The 19,725-nt window shown below is 49.5% G+C and carries 12 protein-coding genes, 1 tRNA gene and 1 pseudogene; 7 read left to right on the forward strand and 7 right to left on the reverse strand.

Features of this window, described 5'->3' with window-relative positions; genetic code table 11:
- Positions 1-29 precede the first annotated feature (29 nt).
- Both T433_RS0100370 and T433_RS16090 read left to right on the forward strand, forming a co-directional pair.
- On the forward strand, positions 30-605 hold the full coding sequence (locus T433_RS0100370) for an ORF6N domain-containing protein (protein ID WP_027454410.1): 576 nt from the start codon (positions 30-32) through the stop codon (positions 603-605).
- Positions 606-853: 248 nt separating this feature from the next.
- Positions 854-997, forward strand: a pseudogene (locus T433_RS16090) (ORF6N domain-containing protein); the annotation flags it as partial.
- A gap of 132 nt (positions 998-1,129) precedes the next feature.
- Here the strand turns inward: T433_RS16090 and T433_RS14170 are convergent.
- From T433_RS14170 to T433_RS0100395, 5 genes are all read right to left on the reverse strand, one after another.
- Positions 1,130-4,315: a type I restriction endonuclease subunit R gene (locus tag T433_RS14170; protein WP_081778273.1), complete on the reverse strand. Its 3,186-nt coding sequence runs from the start codon at positions 4,313-4,315 to the stop codon at positions 1,130-1,132.
- Between the two features lie 117 nt (positions 4,316-4,432).
- Positions 4,433-4,744 (reverse strand): hypothetical protein, encoded by a 312-nt coding sequence (locus T433_RS0100380; protein ID WP_027454411.1) that lies wholly within the window; start codon positions 4,742-4,744, stop codon positions 4,433-4,435.
- 62 nt (positions 4,745-4,806) lie between these two features.
- A complete protein-coding gene (locus T433_RS0100385) occupies positions 4,807-7,335 on the reverse strand; it encodes an N-6 DNA methylase (RefSeq protein WP_027454412.1) in 2,529 nt (842 codons plus the stop codon).
- 814 nt (positions 7,336-8,149) lie between these two features.
- Positions 8,150-9,067 (reverse strand): bifunctional hydroxymethylpyrimidine kinase/phosphomethylpyrimidine kinase, encoded by a 918-nt coding sequence (locus T433_RS0100390; protein ID WP_027454413.1) that lies wholly within the window; start codon positions 9,065-9,067, stop codon positions 8,150-8,152.
- A 78-nt stretch (positions 9,068-9,145) separates the two neighbouring features.
- Positions 9,146-9,227, reverse strand: a tRNA-Leu gene (locus tag T433_RS0100395).
- 136 nt (positions 9,228-9,363) lie between these two features.
- On the opposite strand from T433_RS0100395, the gene T433_RS0100400 reads away from it, so the two are divergent.
- A complete protein-coding gene (locus tag T433_RS0100400) occupies positions 9,364-10,455 on the forward strand; it encodes a mannose-1-phosphate guanylyltransferase (protein WP_027454414.1) in 1,092 nt (363 codons plus the stop codon).
- On the opposite strand, the gene T433_RS0100405 is transcribed toward T433_RS0100400, so the two are convergent.
- The gene (locus T433_RS0100405) at positions 10,452-10,841 is read right to left on the reverse strand and encodes an HIT family protein (protein ID WP_027454415.1); all 390 of its coding nucleotides are present in this window, start codon (positions 10,839-10,841) and stop codon (positions 10,452-10,454) included. The two genes, T433_RS0100400 and T433_RS0100405, sit on opposite strands and share 4 nt — an antisense overlap.
- Positions 10,842-11,016: 175 nt before the next feature.
- On the reverse strand, positions 11,017-11,484 hold the full coding sequence (greA, locus tag T433_RS0100410; RefSeq protein ID WP_027450724.1) for a transcription elongation factor GreA: 468 nt from the start codon (positions 11,482-11,484) through the stop codon (positions 11,017-11,019).
- Positions 11,485-11,992: 508 nt separating this feature from the next.
- Between greA and T433_RS14175 the strand changes: the two genes are divergently transcribed.
- The 4 genes from T433_RS14175 to T433_RS0100430 are packed head-to-tail and all read left to right on the forward strand — an operon-like array spanning position 11,993 to position 19,725.
- Entirely contained in the window at positions 11,993-14,419 is a 2,427-nt protein-coding gene (locus T433_RS14175; RefSeq protein ID WP_081778274.1) for a glycoside hydrolase family 31 protein, read from the forward strand.
- A gap of 12 nt (positions 14,420-14,431) precedes the next feature.
- Complete coding sequence (locus tag T433_RS0100420; protein ID WP_027454416.1) at positions 14,432-15,352, forward strand: SusF/SusE family outer membrane protein; 921 nt, start codon at positions 14,432-14,434, stop codon at positions 15,350-15,352.
- A 19-nt stretch (positions 15,353-15,371) separates the two neighbouring features.
- Positions 15,372-16,637, forward strand: a complete 1,266-nt coding sequence (locus T433_RS0100425) for a hypothetical protein (protein ID WP_155808204.1) — start codon at positions 15,372-15,374, stop codon at positions 16,635-16,637.
- Positions 16,638-16,677: 40 nt separating this feature from the next.
- Positions 16,678-19,725 carry a C10 family peptidase gene (locus T433_RS0100430; RefSeq protein ID WP_081778275.1) on the forward strand — a complete coding sequence of 1,016 codons (3,048 nt, stop codon included), beginning with the start codon at positions 16,678-16,680 and terminating at the stop codon, positions 19,723-19,725.

Here is a 19,725-nt window from a genome sequence, read left to right on the forward strand (position 1 = left end):
ATACCTTTGCACGACTAAATAGCAATCATATGACCGAATTACAAAACATCCAAAATCTCATATATGTCATTCGCGGACAGCGTGTGATGCTCGATTTCGACCTCGCAATGTTATATGAAGTTGAAACCAGGTCTCTTAACCAAACTGTCAAGCGCAATATCAGACGTTTTCCCGATGACTTTATGTTCCAGTTGACAGAACAGGAATGGAGTCTTATCTCATCACAATTTGTGATGACATCAAGAATGAAGCGCCCAAAGAAATCTCTACCATACGCTTTCACAGAACTTGGTGCCTTGATGCTGTCGAGCGTGCTTCGTAGTCCCGTTGCAGATGAGACAAGCATCAAGATAACAAGAGCGTTCGTTGCAATGCGACAGATGCTTACATTCTCTACCCTTCCTGAGAAAGTAGTCACCTTGGCCCAAGAATTATATAAGCTCAAAGAAGAGGTAAACGACATTCTTGCTGACCAAAACGACATCAATGAGAGCACCCGCGCCCAAATCGATGCCATCAGTACTGCATTGGCAGAGCTACAGGCCAAGCCTACTATAGGAAAGACTCGCCGTCCCATTGGTTTTATCCAACCAAAAGACGAGTAGTATTCTTAACTTCCTTGTGTCACTATGTCAAAGAACTCTTGCACGAAGATTCCTCTTTCGTGCTTTTTTTATATCGTTTCGTTTTGTACGTTAACTTCTAAGCTGTAGGGGTCAGTTTAGAAGGAAGAGGATAATACATAACAAATAGTTCTGATATATACCTGAAGCCTTTTCGCAACACGTCAGCTACTCCACGTTTCACCAACTGATTATTCAGTTCTGTAAAGAAACCCCTTTCAGACAAAGCATTAGATTTCGACCTTGCGACAATCTATCAGGTGGAAACTGCTCAACTCAAAAGACAAGTTCGACGTAATATTGAACGATTTGAAGGAGAGGATTTTATGTTTGAGCTTTCTCATGAAGAACTCTTGAGATGCAAAATTGGCACCTCAAGTTAGGGTGGTAGTCGTTAGGGGGGGTGCATGAGCAAGCTTATTGAATTTATTACTCGTATTTTTATAGGTTTTGTTTTAACTACGGCGGCAGGTGCTTGTGAAAAGCATCTGCCGCCAATTTCATTGTTACATCTTATCTTCTTCTGCTGCCATAGGATAACTAAGAGAAATCTCCTTCGCCTTAGGACTTGAAGCACCTCTTACCAGAGGAGTATAGGCTTCTATGATATGGCGCCAGTCGTTATTACTCATACCAAGATAGCGTTCACCAAACGTTTTCTGGACCTCTACTTGCAACTCGCCATTGCTGATGCTGATATCCATCTGCAGTCGGTCGAAGATAAGGTTGCGGACATCCCTGTCGTCTTCTACACTCTCCAACTTCCTGTACGACATCATCAGTCCGCTATATACCGAATCAAACACGCGATTGTTGATTGCAGCCATAAAGTCAGGATTGTCTAGATAGTAACGGCAGAACTCAGTATTCTCGTTCAACATGCCAGCCACAATCATCATCAACGACGCAGCACATTGCTGCATAGCCGTTTCCCTATTGCTGTTCTTTGCAGCATTGACAAACGTCTCGTCTGCACGCAGACGCTCAGGCAACTCCTCCAATTGCTCTTTAGCCTTTTCCATATTGCTGAAGTGAAGACTATTCCATTCGTTCAGAATGTCGCTCAACTTCACCATGTCCGGATCCTGTGGACCTTGGGCTGTTCCCACGGGTATCGGCGCAATCTCAGAGTTCTTATTCTCCAGTTCTATCTTTTTCTCATCATTCTTTATCAGGCGGTATTTATCAAAGTCGATAGACTTCAACAGTCCGTCCGTAAAGTCCTCGCCCATCAGCTTTGGCAGTTTGTGTACGAGCAATGAGAAATAGGTGTCTAGCATTTCCCACTCCGTACTCTTAAAGGGCATAACAGCTGCGATGAAGGGATAGGTGCGCATGAACGCCTTGATACTGCTCTTCGTAGTTATCTGCGTATTCTCGTTAAGTGTCTTGAATCGTTCCACCGCTTTGTTCACTATCGGGTCGAGCATGTCTCTTGGCGCATTGCTCCAATACTTCTCGTTCAGATCCCTCACCTCTTCCTCTGTATAGATGTTGGCCTCTTCTATCTGCATCAGCAAATCATTCAATTTATTGGGGTCTGTTTCCTTTGAGAGAATGGTGGTCTTGTAGAACCGCTGGAACGACTTCTGTATATCATCAGCCTCGTTAGCGAAGTCCAGTACAAAGGTATCACGCTTCTTAGGATGACAACGATTCAAGCGTGAAAGGGTCTGCACTGCCTTTACATCGGTCAGTACCTTGTCCACATACATTGTGTGCAGTAATGGCTGGTCATAGCCCGTTTGGAACTTGTCTGCCACCACCAGTATGCGATATGGATCGTGCTCCATATTCTCCTCAATATCCTTTGAGGGAAAGCCGTTGATGTCTGCTTCGGTCACATCCTTTCCACCATAGTTCTTAGAACCTGAGAAGGCTACGATAGCCTTGTATGGGCTCTTGCGTTCCTTCAGCAGGCGCATTATCTCATAATAGAACTCGATGGCTCTGACTATGCTACTTGTCACGACCATTGCCCTAGCTTGTCCGCCCACCTTTCCTTTGTCAATCACCTGCGTATGGAAGTGTTCCACAATGATGTTGGCCTTCTGTTGAATCGTCTCCGGTCTACCCTCCACAAAGGCGCGCAACTTCTTCATAGCCTCCTTCTTGTCGAACATGGGGTCATTTTCCACTGCCTTTACTATTTTATATAAAGAGGTATATGTGGTATAGTGCGCCAATACGTCCATGATGAAGCCCTCTTCTATGGCTTGCTTCATGGTGTATTCGTGAAAGGGTTTATGTCCTACCTCTCCGTCTGGCCGTTGGAAGGGTGTGCCAAACATCTGCAGCGTTTTGTTCTTGGGCGTAGCCGTGAAAGCATAGTAGTTGGCATTCTTCACCATCTTGCGTCCCTCAATGATTGCCAGCAATCTTTCTTCCAAATCCATATCGTCATCGCCTGCATTACCACTCAAGGCGATGTTCATCTTGGCACTCAGCGAACCGTTCTGACTGCTGTGCGCCTCGTCGATAATGATGCCAAAGCGCTTGTGTTTCAGTTCACCGCCGATAGCCTCCAAGATGTATGGGAACTTATGAACAATGGTGATGATAATCTTCTTGCCACTCTCCAGATGTTCCCTCAACGACTGAGCACTATCTGCCCAAGCCACCAAGTTCTGCAGACGCTTAAAGGCCACGATGTTGTTCTTTATCTGCGTATCCAAGTTCACGCGGTCGGTCACCACAATCACACTGTCAAGCAAAGCCTGAGTACCATCCAGCAATCCCACCAGCTGATAAGCCAGCCACGTAATAGAGTTCGACTTGCCAGAACCTGCAGAGTGCTGAATCAAGAACCGTTGTCCTACACCCTTGGCTTTTGTCTCTGCCAACAGTTTTCTGACGCAGTCCAACTGGTGGTAGCGAGGCCATATCACGCTTTGCTTCTCTGTATTGGTCTTAGGGTCGAATTTCTTCACCACCTGAGCATAATTCTCGATGATGTCAGAAAGCGAATGTTTCTCCAGTATCTCTTCCCAAAGATAAGCGGTGCGAACTCCATTCGGATTGACAGGGTTTCCTGCTCCACCATTCACACCCTTATTGAAAGGCAGGAACCACGAACTCTTGCCGCTGAGCCAAGTACACATCTTGATATCATCATCATCTACCGCAAAGTGTACGGCACAGCGCTTTGGTGCCAGCAAAGGGTCTTTAGGGTCTCTGTCTGTCTGGTATTGCTTCACGGCATTCTCAACCGTCTGCCCTGTATAGTGGTTCTTCAGTTCCATGGTGATCAGAGGCAGACCGTTCAGCGACACCATCAAGTCAATGCGATTGTCATTCTCCTTGCTATATGCCAACTCCTTGGTGATGCAGAAAATGTTTTTCCTGTATAGCTCCTGTGCCGTCGGGTTCAGTTCAGATGGCAATGGGTAGTACATGTCGAAGAGTTCTGATATATAGCGAAAGCCCTTGCGCAGCACATCCGTCACGCCACGATTAGCCAATTGTTTGGCCAACTCCATAAAGAACCTGCGTTCAGATATAGCATTGCTAAAACATGCCGTATTCTCCACTTTCAGCCTTTGCGTAGAAAGCAGGAAACGCTTCACTCGCTCCGTATCCAGAGCATAGTCTTTCACGTAGTCATTGCTCGCGCCCTCTTCATATCCCTGCTTGTCTCTCAGGTAAGCAAGAATCATGTCTTCGAGGTTCATTTCACTTACATTTGTCGGCATTGTCTTTATCTTGTTTTATTAACGTCTTAATTCTAATCAAGACAATAGCGACACAAGAAAGCGATTATTGCTTTTGATACAACCTTAAAGGTTTTCGCTCTGATGAGCGGATACTAATTAGTCGAGCCATTTCGCAAACATTGTTTTAAACTCGCCCATAGAAACGACTTCTCCACGCTCTACTTCAGCCAATTCTTCCTCAATATCAGAAGTGACCTGCAAAGTCCCATCAACTATGTTAGCATGGTCAACGGTTTCGGGCATTTCATAGTCTGTAACCATTGCTGTAGCAGCAACAGCTTCACCAGCCGTCATCACTTTGCCGTCCTCTTCGTCAATCCTTGGGTATGGTTTACTCTCTTTCATTTGCGTTCTTATCTTGGGGCAAAGATACGACCAATAATCGAGAATTCCAAAGATTTCTATCATTTTCTTGTGCCACTATGTCAAAGACCTCTTTTCTTGCACAGCTTTTCAGCCATACCTTGATTTTATATCATTTCGTTTTGTACGTTCACTTGTCCTGTTACGCAGTCGGCAATGAGTCGCTGCTTATATTCTTTCAAATAGTCTATTTCTGATTGTAGCTCAGAAGCAAGTTTATCTATCTTCTCGCACTTCTCTTCGATATAGGCAACTATGGATTGCTGCTCGTTGATAGGTGGTAGTGGAACAAAGATATTTCTCATTTCACTATATCTTGTTGTCCATAAATCAGCAACGATACCACGACCTATTCTATAATATTCTTCTATGTAGTCATTACTTCTGAAAAGGTGATGAAAGTATTGTACCTCAATATTCTCGCGAGGTGATAATACTATATTGATTAGTGATACAGAGCCTGTATAAGGGGAAACGCCACAAGAACCCTTTCTGTCAGAACGAGAGTTTACAACAAAATCGTTCTTGCATACTTTCTTGCGATTATCTCCATTGTCTGTTTTTACTGCAGTATCAAGTTGTGGAGTTATACCTTGCTTTGAGACTGAAAGTGCTGGATATTCTTTATCAGAAACTTTCTCCCTTCTTTCAATAAACAACGAACCAATCTTCTTTACTTCCCAATGCTCTGGTATTTCCCCAATCCACGAGATGCCACTATCCTTCATCTTCGCATCAGGATTCAAGCCTTTTGTGACTGCATCGGCAATATCTTCTTTAATAGAAAGGATTTCGTTCAACAATCCATCTGTGCGTTCCTCTATGCCACGAATATCCTGGCTGATTTCGTCGATAGTACGCAGCTGCTTGGGCTTATAGAAATATTTGGTGAATGAGAGTTCATAGCCTGTCTCGACACTCTTCATGTCGATGATAGCATCTGGAGAATATGGCTTGATTTCATTCTCAAAGAAACCTTCTATGCCTCCTTCATAGCGGAAAGGTATAATCTCAACATCCTTGCTCTTCTTATCTATCACAGGAACTCCTTTCTTCATGACGATGTTGCCCTGCTCATCACGCTGTGGCTGATAGACTTTCACACTCCAGTAACCAAACTCGTTGTTAGGGAATATCTTGCTTTGAGGTGTCTCTTTGAAGTCCATCAGCAGCTTCATAATCTGAGCACGGTCTGTATCAGAAGTCTCGCAGTTCTTCTCACCTAAGTTCTTACGCAAAGGTGTTTTTATCTCTGTAGCATCAATGAGCTGCACAAAGCCCTTACGACGCTCCTCTTTCCTGTTCGTAACAACCCAAATAAAGGTGCCGATACCCGTGTTATAGAAGTCTTTTTCAGGCATAGCAATGATGGCTTCGAGCAGGTCGTTTTCGATGATATACTGACGCAAGTTGCTGGCACCACTTCCTGCATCGCCCGTAAAGAGCGAAGAGCCATTGTGCACTTCCACAATACGGGTGCCAAGTGCTGTATCTTCACGCATACGGGAAAGGTTGTTGGCAAGGAACATCATCTGCGCATCGCCAATATCGGGAATAAAAGAGAGTTCCTTGCCCTCACTATCAAGTACTGTAAAACGACTGTCGGTAAACTTCTTCTTCTCGTTCTCGCCCAAGCCGCGTTTCTTCAAGTCCTCTTTCCAAGGCGTGCCAAAAGGAGGATTCGAAATACAGAAATCGAAGGTTTCGCCAGCATGACCGTCGCGACTGATAGTGCTGTCGAAAGCGATATACTCGCGTGGCTCTATTCCGTGCTGATACTGGAACGACTTGATGTTTTCTGAAATCATCAGGTCAGCCTTGCAAGTAGCAAAGGTATCGGGCTGCAACTCCTGTCCGAAGATATTGACATGCACGTTCTTGCCCCGTTCATGGGCTATCTCCAAGATACGATCCTGAGCGATGGTTAGGATGCCACCCGTGCCGCATGCACCGTCGTAGATGTGATAGGTGTTGTCGGTAATCTTGTCGGCAATAGGCAGTACGGCGAGGTCGGCCAGCAGTTTCACATAGTCACGGGGCGTGAAGTGTTCACCCGCCTCGGTCACATTGTTTTCCTCGTTGAACTTACGAAGCAGTTCCTCGAAGATAGTTCCCATCGTGTGGTTGTCGAGTCCTGGCAGGCGCACATTGCCATTATCATCTAGTACAGGTTTATTAGAAAGGTTTATCTTGTCGTCTGTAAACTTCTCGATGATACTGCCCAGTCGTTCAGCCTCTGTCAGATTATCCACCATCTGGCGCAGGTGGAACTTGTCGATGATGTCCTGCACATCCTTGCTGAAGCCATTCAGATAGTCAATGAAGTTCATCTTCAGGCGCAGAGGGTCGGTTTCGCTTTTCAGCGTCTTCATGGTGAACTTCGACGTGTTGTAGAAAGGATAGTTCGTTACAGTATATAGGATGGGGTCTTGATTCTGTATGTTGTTTGCATCTAGCATTTGCTTTCGCTTTAGCAGTTGCTCCTTGGTGGGTTCCAACAATACATCAATACGACGTAGCACCATCATGGGCATAATGATTTTCTTATACTCACCTTTTTCGAAGGCATACACCAAAACATCTGTTGCAATGTTCCAGATGAACGAGAACAGTTGATTATATTGACTTTGATTCATAGTCTATGCAATATTGTTTTAGGCAGCACACTCGTCATCGGTATTGTTACAGGCTCAAAAAAAAAGACTAGGGCCTCCAGACACAGAAAAAGCGTAGAACGCTACTTACCCATATCTGGAGGCCCTAGGAAAGCCCATATACCCTGATAAGTCGTGCCTACGCTATCGCATAGGCATCAATCTTGTCATTTGGATATATCTATCTTGTGAATTTCCTAGGTTCCCAGATATTACCAACAACATTAATGCTGTATTAATCTTCCTCAAAAATCATACCGCCACCCTGCGCTCAGGGAACAGGCCGTGGCTTTTACCGTTTACGGTGCATCGGCGATACTTGTTGCAAAGATACAAATAATTCTGATAATATGGTGTGTTTGGGAGAAATTAAATTTGAAATAGGACGTCTTACGCTGCCAAATGATGAACCTGTACCCCTGCTCCAACGGTATTTATAATATATAAAGGTATATAGACACTGAAGGGGCTGCACGATGATACCACTGGTTTTACTCGACAAAAGGGATGGAATGGTGGGGCTATTTCGGCCCAGAAGAAGGGAGAAATGGGTGCTTTCAGAATGTAATACGGGAAGTATGGGATTTATTCTAGACTCTGGAATGAACGATTCTAGAGTCTGGAAGAGGGGAATCTAGACTCTGGAATGGAGCGGTCTAGACTTTAGATCTGGGCGTTCTAGAGTCTAGAACGGATGCAAAAGTGGCACTATTGCATGGTAAAAGTGGCACTATTGGGAGTTCTTTGTGGCACTATTAGGGCACTAAAGTGATGTTTGGGGATGGTCCTTGCGACATTATGACTGGCCGCCAGACTTCAGCTTTTGAAGATACTCGGACGGCGAACAGCCTTTGTGCTTCTTGAAGTAGCGCGAGAGGTGGGCCTGCGACGAGAAGCCCAGGCGCTGGGCAATGTCTTTGAGGGGACGATGGGTGGAGGTGAGCAGCGAGGTGATCTCGCTGATGATGCGCTCGTCGATGATGGCTTTGGGCGAGCGGTTGGCGGTGCGACGCGTCACCTGCCCCAGGTAGCGGGCGCTGACATTAAGCTGTTCGGCATAGAAAGCCACGTCGGCATAGCGGTGGAAATAGCGCTCGACGGTGGCTAGGAACTGATTGTAGAGTTCGTCGCTGCGGGTGTTGCCTTCGGCATAGTCGGCAGGCAGCGTACGGAGATAGGTCTGAGCATGGAGCATAGCGTCGGCCTCCGTTTCGCCCAGACTGAGATAGTAGGCCAGGGCCGAGGCCAACTGGTTGGCATGTCCGTGACGACGAGGGCCAGGGGGCAGGTCGGAAGGCGAGAGGATGATGGTGCACAGGGGCATCAGCAGGCGCTGGATGACTTCATAGACGCGCGGCAGCACCAGCAGTTCGCCCTTGGCAGAATGCAGCACTGGGGCGTAGATGACATGCTGGGGGCGGTATTTGCTCAGCACGCCGGCCAGCACTTCTACCACGTCTGTGCGGCGCAGCAGACCGATCTTGACGATTTGAGGCTGAAGGTCATTGACGATGGCCTCTACCTGCTGCTGAACGACAGCGGCGGGCAGGTCGTAGAACTCCTGAATACCCAGCGTGTTCTGCACCGTGATCGACGTGATGACTGATGCCGCCTTGCCTCCCAGCGCATGTATCAGCTGGATATCGGCCTGGACGCCCGACCAGCCAGTGCCGTCGCTACCGGTGATGGTCAGTATGGTCTGTCTGTTGTTCATCTCATTTTCCTTTTCTTGGTTAAAATGAAAAGTGCCGCAAAGTTTCCCTTGCAGCACTCCATGCTTCTTGAGCTTTTGTACCCAGACCCGGGGTCGAACCGGGACGGGTTGCCCCACTGGTGTTTGAGACCAGCGCGTCTACCGATTCCGCCATCTGGGCTCTTAAAGCGGGTGCAAAGATACAACATTTTTTTCATTCCCGCAAAATATTCTGAAAAAATCTGCATTTTACTTGGTGCTATCATGATTATTTTGTATCTTAGCACCCAGGAATCATAAACTTTCTAATCTGATGTATGGAAAAAAACAGCAATAATTATTGTGTCATCTTAGCAGGAGGCCGCGGCAAGCGCCTATGGCCATCGAGTAGGACCGACCGTCCGAAGCAGTTTATCGACTTTTTTGGCACCGGAAAAACACTCTTACAGACCACCTTCGACCGCATGGCAGCCCTACTGCCGAAAGAGAATATCTACGTATGTACGTGCAGGGAGTTTGACACGCTGGTGCACGAGCAGCTGGGCGAGCTGGACGATGAACACATACTCTATGAACCCGTGAACCGCAACACGGCGCCTGCCGTGGCGTGGGCTGGCGTCACCATCCACCGACGTTGCCCGGAGGCGCGCATCGTGGTGGTGCCTGCCGACCAGATCATCTTCAACGAGGAGGCGTTCTGCAAGGACATCACCGACGGACTGGAGTTTGCCGCCGGCAAGGACTTCATACTGACCATGGGCATCAAGCCGTCGCGCCCCGAACCGGGCTACGGCTATATTCAGATGGGCGACCACACGCTGAAGGACAACATCTACAAGGTGCAGTCGTTCACCGAGAAGCCCGAGCGCGAGTTTGCTCAGATGTTTATGGACAGTGGTGAGTTTCTGTGGAACACGGGTATCTACATTGTCGATGTGAACCACCTGCGCAAGTTTTTCATCGAAGTGATCAAAGACCTGCCCCACCGCCTGGCCGACCTGCTGGAAATGCAGTCGAAAGAGGAGGTCGATGCCTACGTGAACATGCACTATCCGGCCTATCCCAACCTGTCGATGGACAAGGCCGCACTGGAAATGTCTGAGGATGTGTTTGTGATGTGCTGCAGCTTCGGTTGGGCCGACATCGGAACGTGGCACGCCATCTACGAGTGTATGCAGAAACAGGAGAACGACAACGTGGTCATCGACTCGGAGGTCATTCTCGAAGAGTGCAAGGACAACATCATCAAGTTACCAAAAGGACATATCGGCGTGATCAACGGACTGGAAGGCTACATCGTGGCCGAGCAGGGCGACGTGCTGCTGATATGCAAAAAGAGCGACTCATCGTCGCTCATTCGCAAGTATGTCAACGAGGTTGGCATACGCTATGGTGAAGAATATGTTTAGAAGTTCTTTCTAATCTCCTCTGCAATATGCTGCATCTCTTCTTCCAAGAGGTGCAGTTTTTCTTTGCGGAAGTCCACATCGGCCTCGGTGTTCATGGGGATGAGGTGGATATGTGCGTGGGGCACTTCAAGACCCAGCACCACCTGAGCCACCTTCTTGCAGGGGAAAGCTTTCTTCAGGGCAGCGGCCACGCGCTTGGCAAACACCTGATACTCGGCCAGTTCATCGTCGTCCATATCGAAAATGTAGTCCACCTCGCGACGTGGAATGACCAGTGTGTGGCCCTTAGCCACCGGACTAATGTCGAGGAAAGCATAGAACTTCTCGTTCTCGGCACACTTGTAGCTGGGAATCTCGCCAGCAGCAATCTTACTGAATATATCCATAATACCTTATTATTAATATTTAGATGAGAAATGAAAAATGAAAGATATGATTAGACTTTTTAGATGAGAAATGAAAAATGAAAGATATGATTAGTTCCAGCACAGAATCAAGCGAACGAATCTAATCATATCTCTCATTTTTCATCTCTCATTTTTCATCTCTCATCTGGAAAAATTATCCAATCGTGATCTTCTCGATGCGCAGTCTGATGGTGCCGCGTGGAATCTGCACCTCAACCTCGTCGCCCACCTTGTGGTTCAGCAGTCCCTGAGCGATAGGCGTGGTGATAGAGATCTTGCCTTCCTTCAGGTTGGCCTCGCTCTCGCTCACGATGGTGTAGGTCATGCGGGCCTTGTTGGCCAGGTTGGTCATCTCCACCTTCGACAGGATCTGTACTGAGTCGGTGCTCAGACGAGAGGTGTCCACAATCTTAGCCTCGGTGATGGCCTGCTTCAACTGGTTGATTTTCGACTCCAGATGAGCCTGAGCCTCCTTGGCGGCTTCATACTCACTGTTCTCACTCAGGTCGCCCTTATCGCGTGCTTCAGCGATGGCGGCCGATGCCTTAGGGCGCTCAACACCCTCCAAACGTTTTAACTCGGCTATGAGCTTATCATAGCCCTCTTGTGACATGTATGACATATTTACAATTTTTGGTTCATTAATATAGAAAAATCAAAAAACAAAGAATCCCGACTATCTCGTAAAGTCGGAATCCTCGTTATCTCTAATTTTCTTCTTTTACCTTTTCTTATTCGCAGGCAAAGTTAGGCATTTTTCCCGAATCCGCCAAATTTTTTTAGCACAAAGTTTTTTTGGTCCGACGGGGGCGTTTGGAAAATATCGTGTCAAGCAAGGCCACTATTTGGTCAAAAGCACCTCTGAAGAATGCATTAACAGGAGAAAAGACGTTGAAAACGGATTAAATTTTGTAATTTTGGACCCATGTATAATCAAAATTCACCAATATTATGTTAATACAAAACCAGCGTCAGCAAAATTTTAATCAGTTAGAAATCAGCCTATTACAATTTGTATAATTCAAAAACCACTTATACAAATCGGTTTCTCTATAGAAAATAGGAAGAAAATGCCGAACTTTGCCGGAGAAAAAGTTAGTAATAGTTTTAGTTAGGTTTTTATTGTTAGAATGAAGAAAATTGTTTCTTTGTTGACGCTGTTGGTCGGCTGCGTGGTGCAGCTGGCCGCAGCAGTAGAAAGTCCCAATCCGCAGGCAGACCCAGAGGCCATCGTCACCTCGGGCCGTGCACGATTCACTGTGTTGACACCCGAGATGATTCGCATCCAGTACAGCACCACCAAGAAGTTTGAGGATCGCGCCACGTTTGCCGTCATCAATCGTCGCCTTGCGGTACCACGATATACCACCCGCGAAGAGGGTGGCTACCTCTATATTGAGACCGACAAGCTCACCCTGCGCTACAAGGTGGGCTCGGCTATCAACCCCACCATGAAGTCGCCCAACAACCTCAACATCACCATGAAGGTGAACGGCGTGAACGTGACCTGGTATCCCGGCAAAGAGGATGCGCTTAACTTAAAAGGTACGCGTAGAACACTGGACGGCGGCAGCGGCGACAACTACCGCAACGACCTGGAAGACGGAATCATCTCGCGCGGCGGATGGGCCATCATCGACGAATCGCCCCGCACCACACGCGGCGACGGCTCCACCACCTTTGCTTTTGACAAGCAGGTGGACGGCATCGACTGGGTGGCAAAACCCGTAGATGCCAATGCCTACGACTGGTACTTCATGGGCTATGGTCACGACTATAAGAAGGCCATCGGCGACTATATCAAGATTGCCGGCCGACAGCCACTCCCACCAATCTACGCGCTGGGCTATTGGTACAGCAAGTATCAGCGCTATACACAGTCTGACTTCCTCAGTCTGGTCAACGAGATCCAGAAGAACAAGATACCCATCGACGTGATGATCATGGACATGGACTGGCACCTGGACGGATGGACCGGATGGACATGGAACAAGGATATCATCCCCAACCCCACAGGACTGATCCGCTGGATGCACGACCAAGGACTGAAGGTGTCGCTGAACCTGCACCCCGCCGATGGCGTGGCCAGTTATGAGGAGCACTTCTCGGAGATGAGAGACGACATGGGACTGAGCACCAGTGTGGACCGAATCCCCTGGGAACTGGAAGACTCTACGTTCTATCGCGCCATGTTCGACCGCATCATTCGCGACCGCGAGAAACAAGGTGTGGACTTCTGGTGGTTGGACTGGCAACAGAACCTGACCAGCGATGCCACCCCCGGACTGAGCGAGACCTTCTGGTGTAACCACGTGTTCTTCAACGACATGCGTCTGAACCGCAAAGACCGTCGCCCCATGATCTTCCACCGCTGGGGCGGTATGGGTAGCCACCGCTATCCCATCGGCTTCTCGGGCGACACCTATGGTACCTACGGTTCGCTGACCTTCCAGCCCTACTTCACCGCCACCGCCTCTAACGTATGCTTCGGCTACTGGGGCCACGACATTGGCGGTCATCTGCAGATTGGCGAGACCAACCCCGAACTGATGCTGCGCTGGCTGCAGTTTGGTGTATTCAGCCCCATCTTCCGCACCCACGGAGCCAGTCAGGCAGGCAACGAGCGCCGCATCTGGAAGTACGACAACTTCCCCTTGCTGCTGGAGTGCGTGAACCTGCGCTACGAGCTGATGCCTTATATCTATACAGCGGCCCGTCAGGCCTACGACACCGGCATCTCTATCTGTCGCCCACTGTACTACGAGTGGCCCGAGGAGAACGAGTCCTATCGTCAGGAAGGCGAATATATGTTTGGCGACGACATCCTGGTATCGCCCGTCACCACCGCAGCAGAAGATGCTGAGAAGACATTCCGCCGCACATGGCTCCCCAAGGGTACATGGTACGACGTGTGTCGCCACCGCCTCATCGAAGGCGAGCAGACCATCAGCGACTTCTATGCCATGAACGAGATACCTTATTTCATCAAGGCTGGCACCATCATCCCTTGCAATCCCCACATGGACAACCTGAAGACGCAGGCCGAGGAGCTGGTGCTGAAGGTAGTGCCTGGTGCTGAAGGCAGTACCGTGCTCTACGAGGACGAGGGCGACACTCAGGGCTATATGGAGGATGCCTATACGAACACCACCATCACCCAGACCATGGGCACGGACCGTCGCATCGTGAGCATCAGTCCGCGCGAAGGCGCCTACAAGGGCATGATCGAGGCACGCAAATACACCGTGATGTTCCTGGGCGAGACAATGCCCGACTGTGTGAAGGTTGACGGACAGGTGGTTGACACCTGGACCTTCGACGAGACGACCGGAACAGTCACCGTCACCATCGACAAGCGCAACTGCAACCAGCCGGTAAACATCGACGTGCAGCACTGGACCGAGCAGATACAGGACGCCACCACCCGCAACATGCAGAGCGAGCGCTTCTTCGACATGCAGGGTCGCGAACTGGCACGCCCCGAGATCGGTCATCCCTACATCGTACGTCGCACCTGGAGCGATGGCAACATTACAACGCAGAAAGTTATCCAATAAGCAAAGACCCCTATGAAGAAGATACAAACCATCCTACTGCTCATCACGTTACTACTGCCCGCAAGCCTGGCAGCACAAGGCTTCACCGCCCTTTGGGCCACAGGAAGTGCCGTGCCCAACGGCACACAACAACTGGCGAAGCTGCCCAACGGCAACTTTGCTTTCAAAGGTGCGCTGAACGTGGGCGAGGTGAAAGTGATGACCACCGAGACCTATCAGGAGGGTGTCACCCAGTTTCTGAAACCTCAGTTGACAGACTCATACCTGATCAACAAGGGCCTCAACTATGTCACCACCAAGGATGCCAGCCAGCCCGGATGGGTGGTGTCGTTTCAGGAAGACTACTATCATTTTGTGATCACGCCCAACGACAAGAAGTTGCAGGGCGAATTGTTCTTCCCATGGAACGAGCTGCTGATAGCCGGCAGCGCCATTCGCTATGGTGCCGACAACATAGAATGGAAACGAGACAACATGCTGCCTTTCGTGCGTGACCACGAGGATCCCTACCTCTTCACATGGGAAGGAGAATTGGGAGTATATAATAATGTGGTGGAACCCGGTTACTTCAAACTGGAAGGTCAGATGACCTGGGGACCACGCGAACTTCACCCCTATCAGCATGGTGAAGACATCCTGGATGCCCAACAGGTGTGCATCGGGGGTAATGACAACAAGTGGAAGGTGACCAAAAACGGCAGATACCGCATCACCGTGAACCTCTACACTGAGACCATCCACGCAGAAATGCTGCCCTCCAGCAGCTATCCCTCACAAGAGGTGCTGGGCATCAGCACAACAGAAGGTGAGGCAGGCACACCGGCATCGGTCTATGACCTGAACGGCATGAAACGAGCGTCGCTCGGTCCGGGACTGAACATCATACGTAGAACTGACGGACGAATCATTAAAGTCGCGAAAAGAAAAATATAATAAATAGTATTAAGTAATAATGAGTAAACTGATAGCAACATTGCTTATCACCCTTTTATGGGCTGCCGATATGGCAGCCCAATCGGGTATCTATGTGGGTGGTCATATCAGACGTGAGCGCCCTAACACCGTAACTAAACTAAAAAACTCTGGTTTCACGTATGCCATCCTGTTTAATGTCAACGTGGAAACCGACGGTACACTAACCACCGACGGCGAGACCATCTGTAAGGATGGCGTCTATGTCTTTGCCAACCAACAGCCTCACTACGTGGAGGATGTGGAGGCCCTGAAGACCTGGCCCACAGGCATCCAGCGCCTGGAGATTTGTATTGGCGGTTGGGGCAACGAGTCGTATTATCGCATCAAGGATCTGATCAACGCTCAAGGCACTGGCTCAAACACCATTCTCTACAAGAACTTCAAGGCTCTGAAGGAGGCGCTGCCCTGGGTTGAAGCCGTGAACAACGACGATGAACACTGCTACGATGTCGCCACCGCTGTGAAGTTCCACACCATGATGTACGACCTGGGCTACAAGACCACCGTGGCTCCCTATATGAACAAGTCGTTCTGGCAGAGCCTTGTGTCACAACTGAACAACAAGCGTGCTGGTGCATGCGACTGTGTGCTGATTCAGTGTTATGGCGGTGGCGCCAATAACAATCCCAACGACTGGCATTTTGGCAACATTCCCCTACATGCAGGTCGTGAGAACTACCAAGACGGCTCAAACCTTACAACCTGCATAGAGAAGATGCAGTCTTGGCACGACAACAACAACGTGACGGGTGGGTTCCTCTGGGTCTATAACGATGAGACATGGGATCTGAACAAGTGGGCATCGGCCATCAACCGTGTGTTCCCACCGAAACAAAACGAGGAACCTGTTGTTACGCTCTATAGCAGGAATAGCTATGGCGGTTATGCCGTTAGTCTGGCACCTGGCACCTATTGCGCCGGTGAGCTGTCTAACCACGGCATCGGCATGAAGGAGATTATGTCTATGAAATTGGCCGAAGGCTATCGACTGACTGCCTATCAGGAGGCCGATCTGACCGGCACCAGCAACAGCTGGACTGGCGGAGATTACCCACGTTTGGCAGCCTGGACACTGCGTATCAGTTCGCTGAAAATCGAAAAGATAGACGACACCGAAGGTATCAAGACCGTGAGCCAAGCAAGCAAGGACGATACGGTCTTCAACCTGCAAGGACAACCCGTACAGCAGCCTCAGCGCAAAGGCATCTACGTGAAAGACCAACATAAATTCGTAGTGAGATAAAAGCAATAATATAACCAAACTAAATAACCAAAACGTAATAATGATTAAGCACAAAATTACAACTGCTATGGCTCTGCTCATGGGCCTTTCTTTGCAAGCAGCAACAGTATCTGTCAACCAAGCACGTCAGCAGGCTCGCCAGTTCTTGAGCGAGCGCGGCATCAACCTTTCGGAAAAAACACCAGCCAAAGCTCCACGTCTGGGGCAAGGCACTGCCGACGAGGCTTCCTATTATATCTTTAATGCCGATGCCAACCGCGGTTTCGTCATCATCTCGGGCGACGACCGCACACCGTCTGTGCTCGGTTATACCGACCAGGGACATTTCGATGCCGACAATATGCCCGAAGGATTGAAATGGCTGCTGAACAGCTATGAGTCACAGATCAACGCCATTGGCACGACTACCGTTAAAAGGGCGCCTGCCAAAGCTGGCGATGCCAAACCTATGGCGCAGCCTGCCAAGCACAACATTGCACCGCTGATGACCACCACCTGGAACCAAGGCAGTCCCTACAACGACCTCTGTCCCAAATACATCAAGGAAGATGGCACCGAAGGCGACCGCAGTGCTACGGGTTGTGTGGCTACAGCCATTGCTCAGGTTATCAACTACTATCGTCAGCCTGAGGCGCTGTTGCGCACCATTCCAAACTATACGGTAGATTACAAAACCACCAGCGGCACGCGCACCGTGACCATTCAGGGCATCAAGAAGGGTGCCGTGATCGATTGGGACAACATGCTCGACAACTACAATGGCAGCGAGACGCAAGCTCAGAAGACCGCCATTGCTCAGCTGATGCTCTATGTGGGCGTGGGCTGCAAGATGGGCTATGGTCCTTCATCGGGCGCTGGTTTCCCCGAAGGTGTCAAGACACTGATCAACAACTTCGGCTTTGACGACGGTGCTCACATCGAGAACCGCAGCAATCACAGCATCGACAGTTGGAACAACCTGCTCTACAACGAGCTGGCCACGGGCCATCCCATTGCCTTTGCAGCTTCCAACTCGGGCGGTGCACACGCTTTCGTGCTCGACGGCTACGACATTCAGGGTCTCTATCACGTGAACTGGGGTTGGGGAAGTCTTGACGACGGTTACTTCCGTATCGATGTTATGGCTCCCGACAACAACAGCGGTATCGGTGCCAGTGCCACCCCCGACGGCTACAACATGGGACAGGACGCCATCATCGGCCTGCGCCTGTCCGACAATATCGTTGCTCCACGCGAGCAGCCTAAACTGACTGTCAACGACTGGGAACTACGTGACGGCAATAAGTTCTTTGCCAACTACGTCAACTGGTCGGGCACTGGTGGTCAGTGGGACATGGGTATTGGCTATATCAACGAAGCTGGCAAGCTCATACCTATTGCCAGCCAGACGAACAGGGAACTCGGCGCAAACTACTATTTTGGTTTGGAGTTCCAGATTACCAATTTGCAGCCAGGCACCTATCACCTGGTGCCCATCAGCAAACGCAGCGCCAGCTCTGATTGGCAGACGCACGTGAACCCTGCCATCCGCTATATCCTGGCAGAGGTTGACGGAGAAAACAACATCACACTCAGCATGCATCCCGTTGAGGACGTCACCGTGACGGGCATCACCTTCCCCGGCAACCATAAGGTCAACGAGAACCAGCCCATCAGCGTGAACTTCAAGAACAATGCCGACGAGTACTATCGCGAAATTCATATCTTAGTCAGCCAGACCGAAGATAAAGGTACTAGCATCGGACGCACGGCTGTCACCATGACCGAAGGCGGCGAAACCACCAGCTCGTTCATCTTCAAGCCAGAGAAGACCGGCACATGGAACATCTGGCTCTCTACAGACAACCGCGGCAACAACGTCATTGCACACGCCACCGTTGACATCACCGAAGAGGGTATCACCCGCAATCGCAACCTGCGCTATGTTTCACACACCATCAACAACAAAAGCAGCAACAACGTTTATGGCGACCGCATGCAGGGCACGGTAACCGTTCGCAACAATGCTAACGAGACTTACGACGACAACATCCGCCTCTGGCTGTTCAAACTGGAAAGCAATGGCTATTTCTATGGTGCCAACAGCATCATGGTGCCTGCACACATTGAACCAGGCGAGACTGCCGAGCTGAGTTTCAACTTCGACAACCTTGCCTTAGGTGCTAAATACAATATGAGCATTATCTATGGCGACAGCCAGGGTGGAGACATCAACGATGGTGGTTTGAAGGACATGGGTACCACTCAGAAAGGTGTTATGTACTGGACCATCGACAACGAGTTGAAGGGAACTGCTGGAAAGGCAACCTACACCATTCCTTCCGAAGCCGTGGCTGTGGATATGACCAGCATCAACAGCCTCATCAGATCGGTGCGTCCTAACAACAACCCCAACACACTCTACTTCCTGACTAAGGAGACCACGGGTCTGGAGAACGCCAATACCATCATCAACGGCGAGGCTGCGCGCATCACCCTGATTGACGGCAAGAACTTCATGTCGCCCAAGCGCTTCAAAGCTAAGGAGATTAATTATAAGCGTCCTGCCAACACCGCAAAATGGGAGACCATCACCCTGCCTTTCGAAGTTTCTCAGCTTCCTTCGCACACCGTTGTGAAGGCATTCGACCGCGAGGAAGACGGCATTGCCCACTTCGAGGCTGTAGAGAAGATGGAAGCTGGTGTGCCTCACATCTTCTACACAACAAAACAGGACACAATTACGTTTTATAGTAAAGACGCCACCGTGCTGAACTCTGCATCGGTCATGAAGGCCATGACCGACAACTACCAGTTTGTTGGTACTACAAACGCTAGCAACACAGGTGCAGATGCAATGGTTATCAACGAAGCTGGCACTGCCTTTGTTCATGCCGAGGCTGCCACATCGGTAGATGCTTTCCGTGCATGGCTCGTTGCGCCCACAGAGGCTGAGGACATCGTCATCGGCATGGAAGAGGTGCTGGGCATCACCACCACCCCACGCCAGCAGTCTTCTGACGTCATCTACGACCTGCAGGGCCGCCGCTCTTCGGGCAAGCAGAAAGGAATCTACATTCTTAACAATAAAAAATTTATCAAGAACTAA

The organism is Xylanibacter brevis ATCC 19188 (assembly GCF_000621725.1).
In the GTDB taxonomy this organism is placed as follows: domain Bacteria; phylum Bacteroidota; class Bacteroidia; order Bacteroidales; family Bacteroidaceae; genus Prevotella; species Prevotella brevis.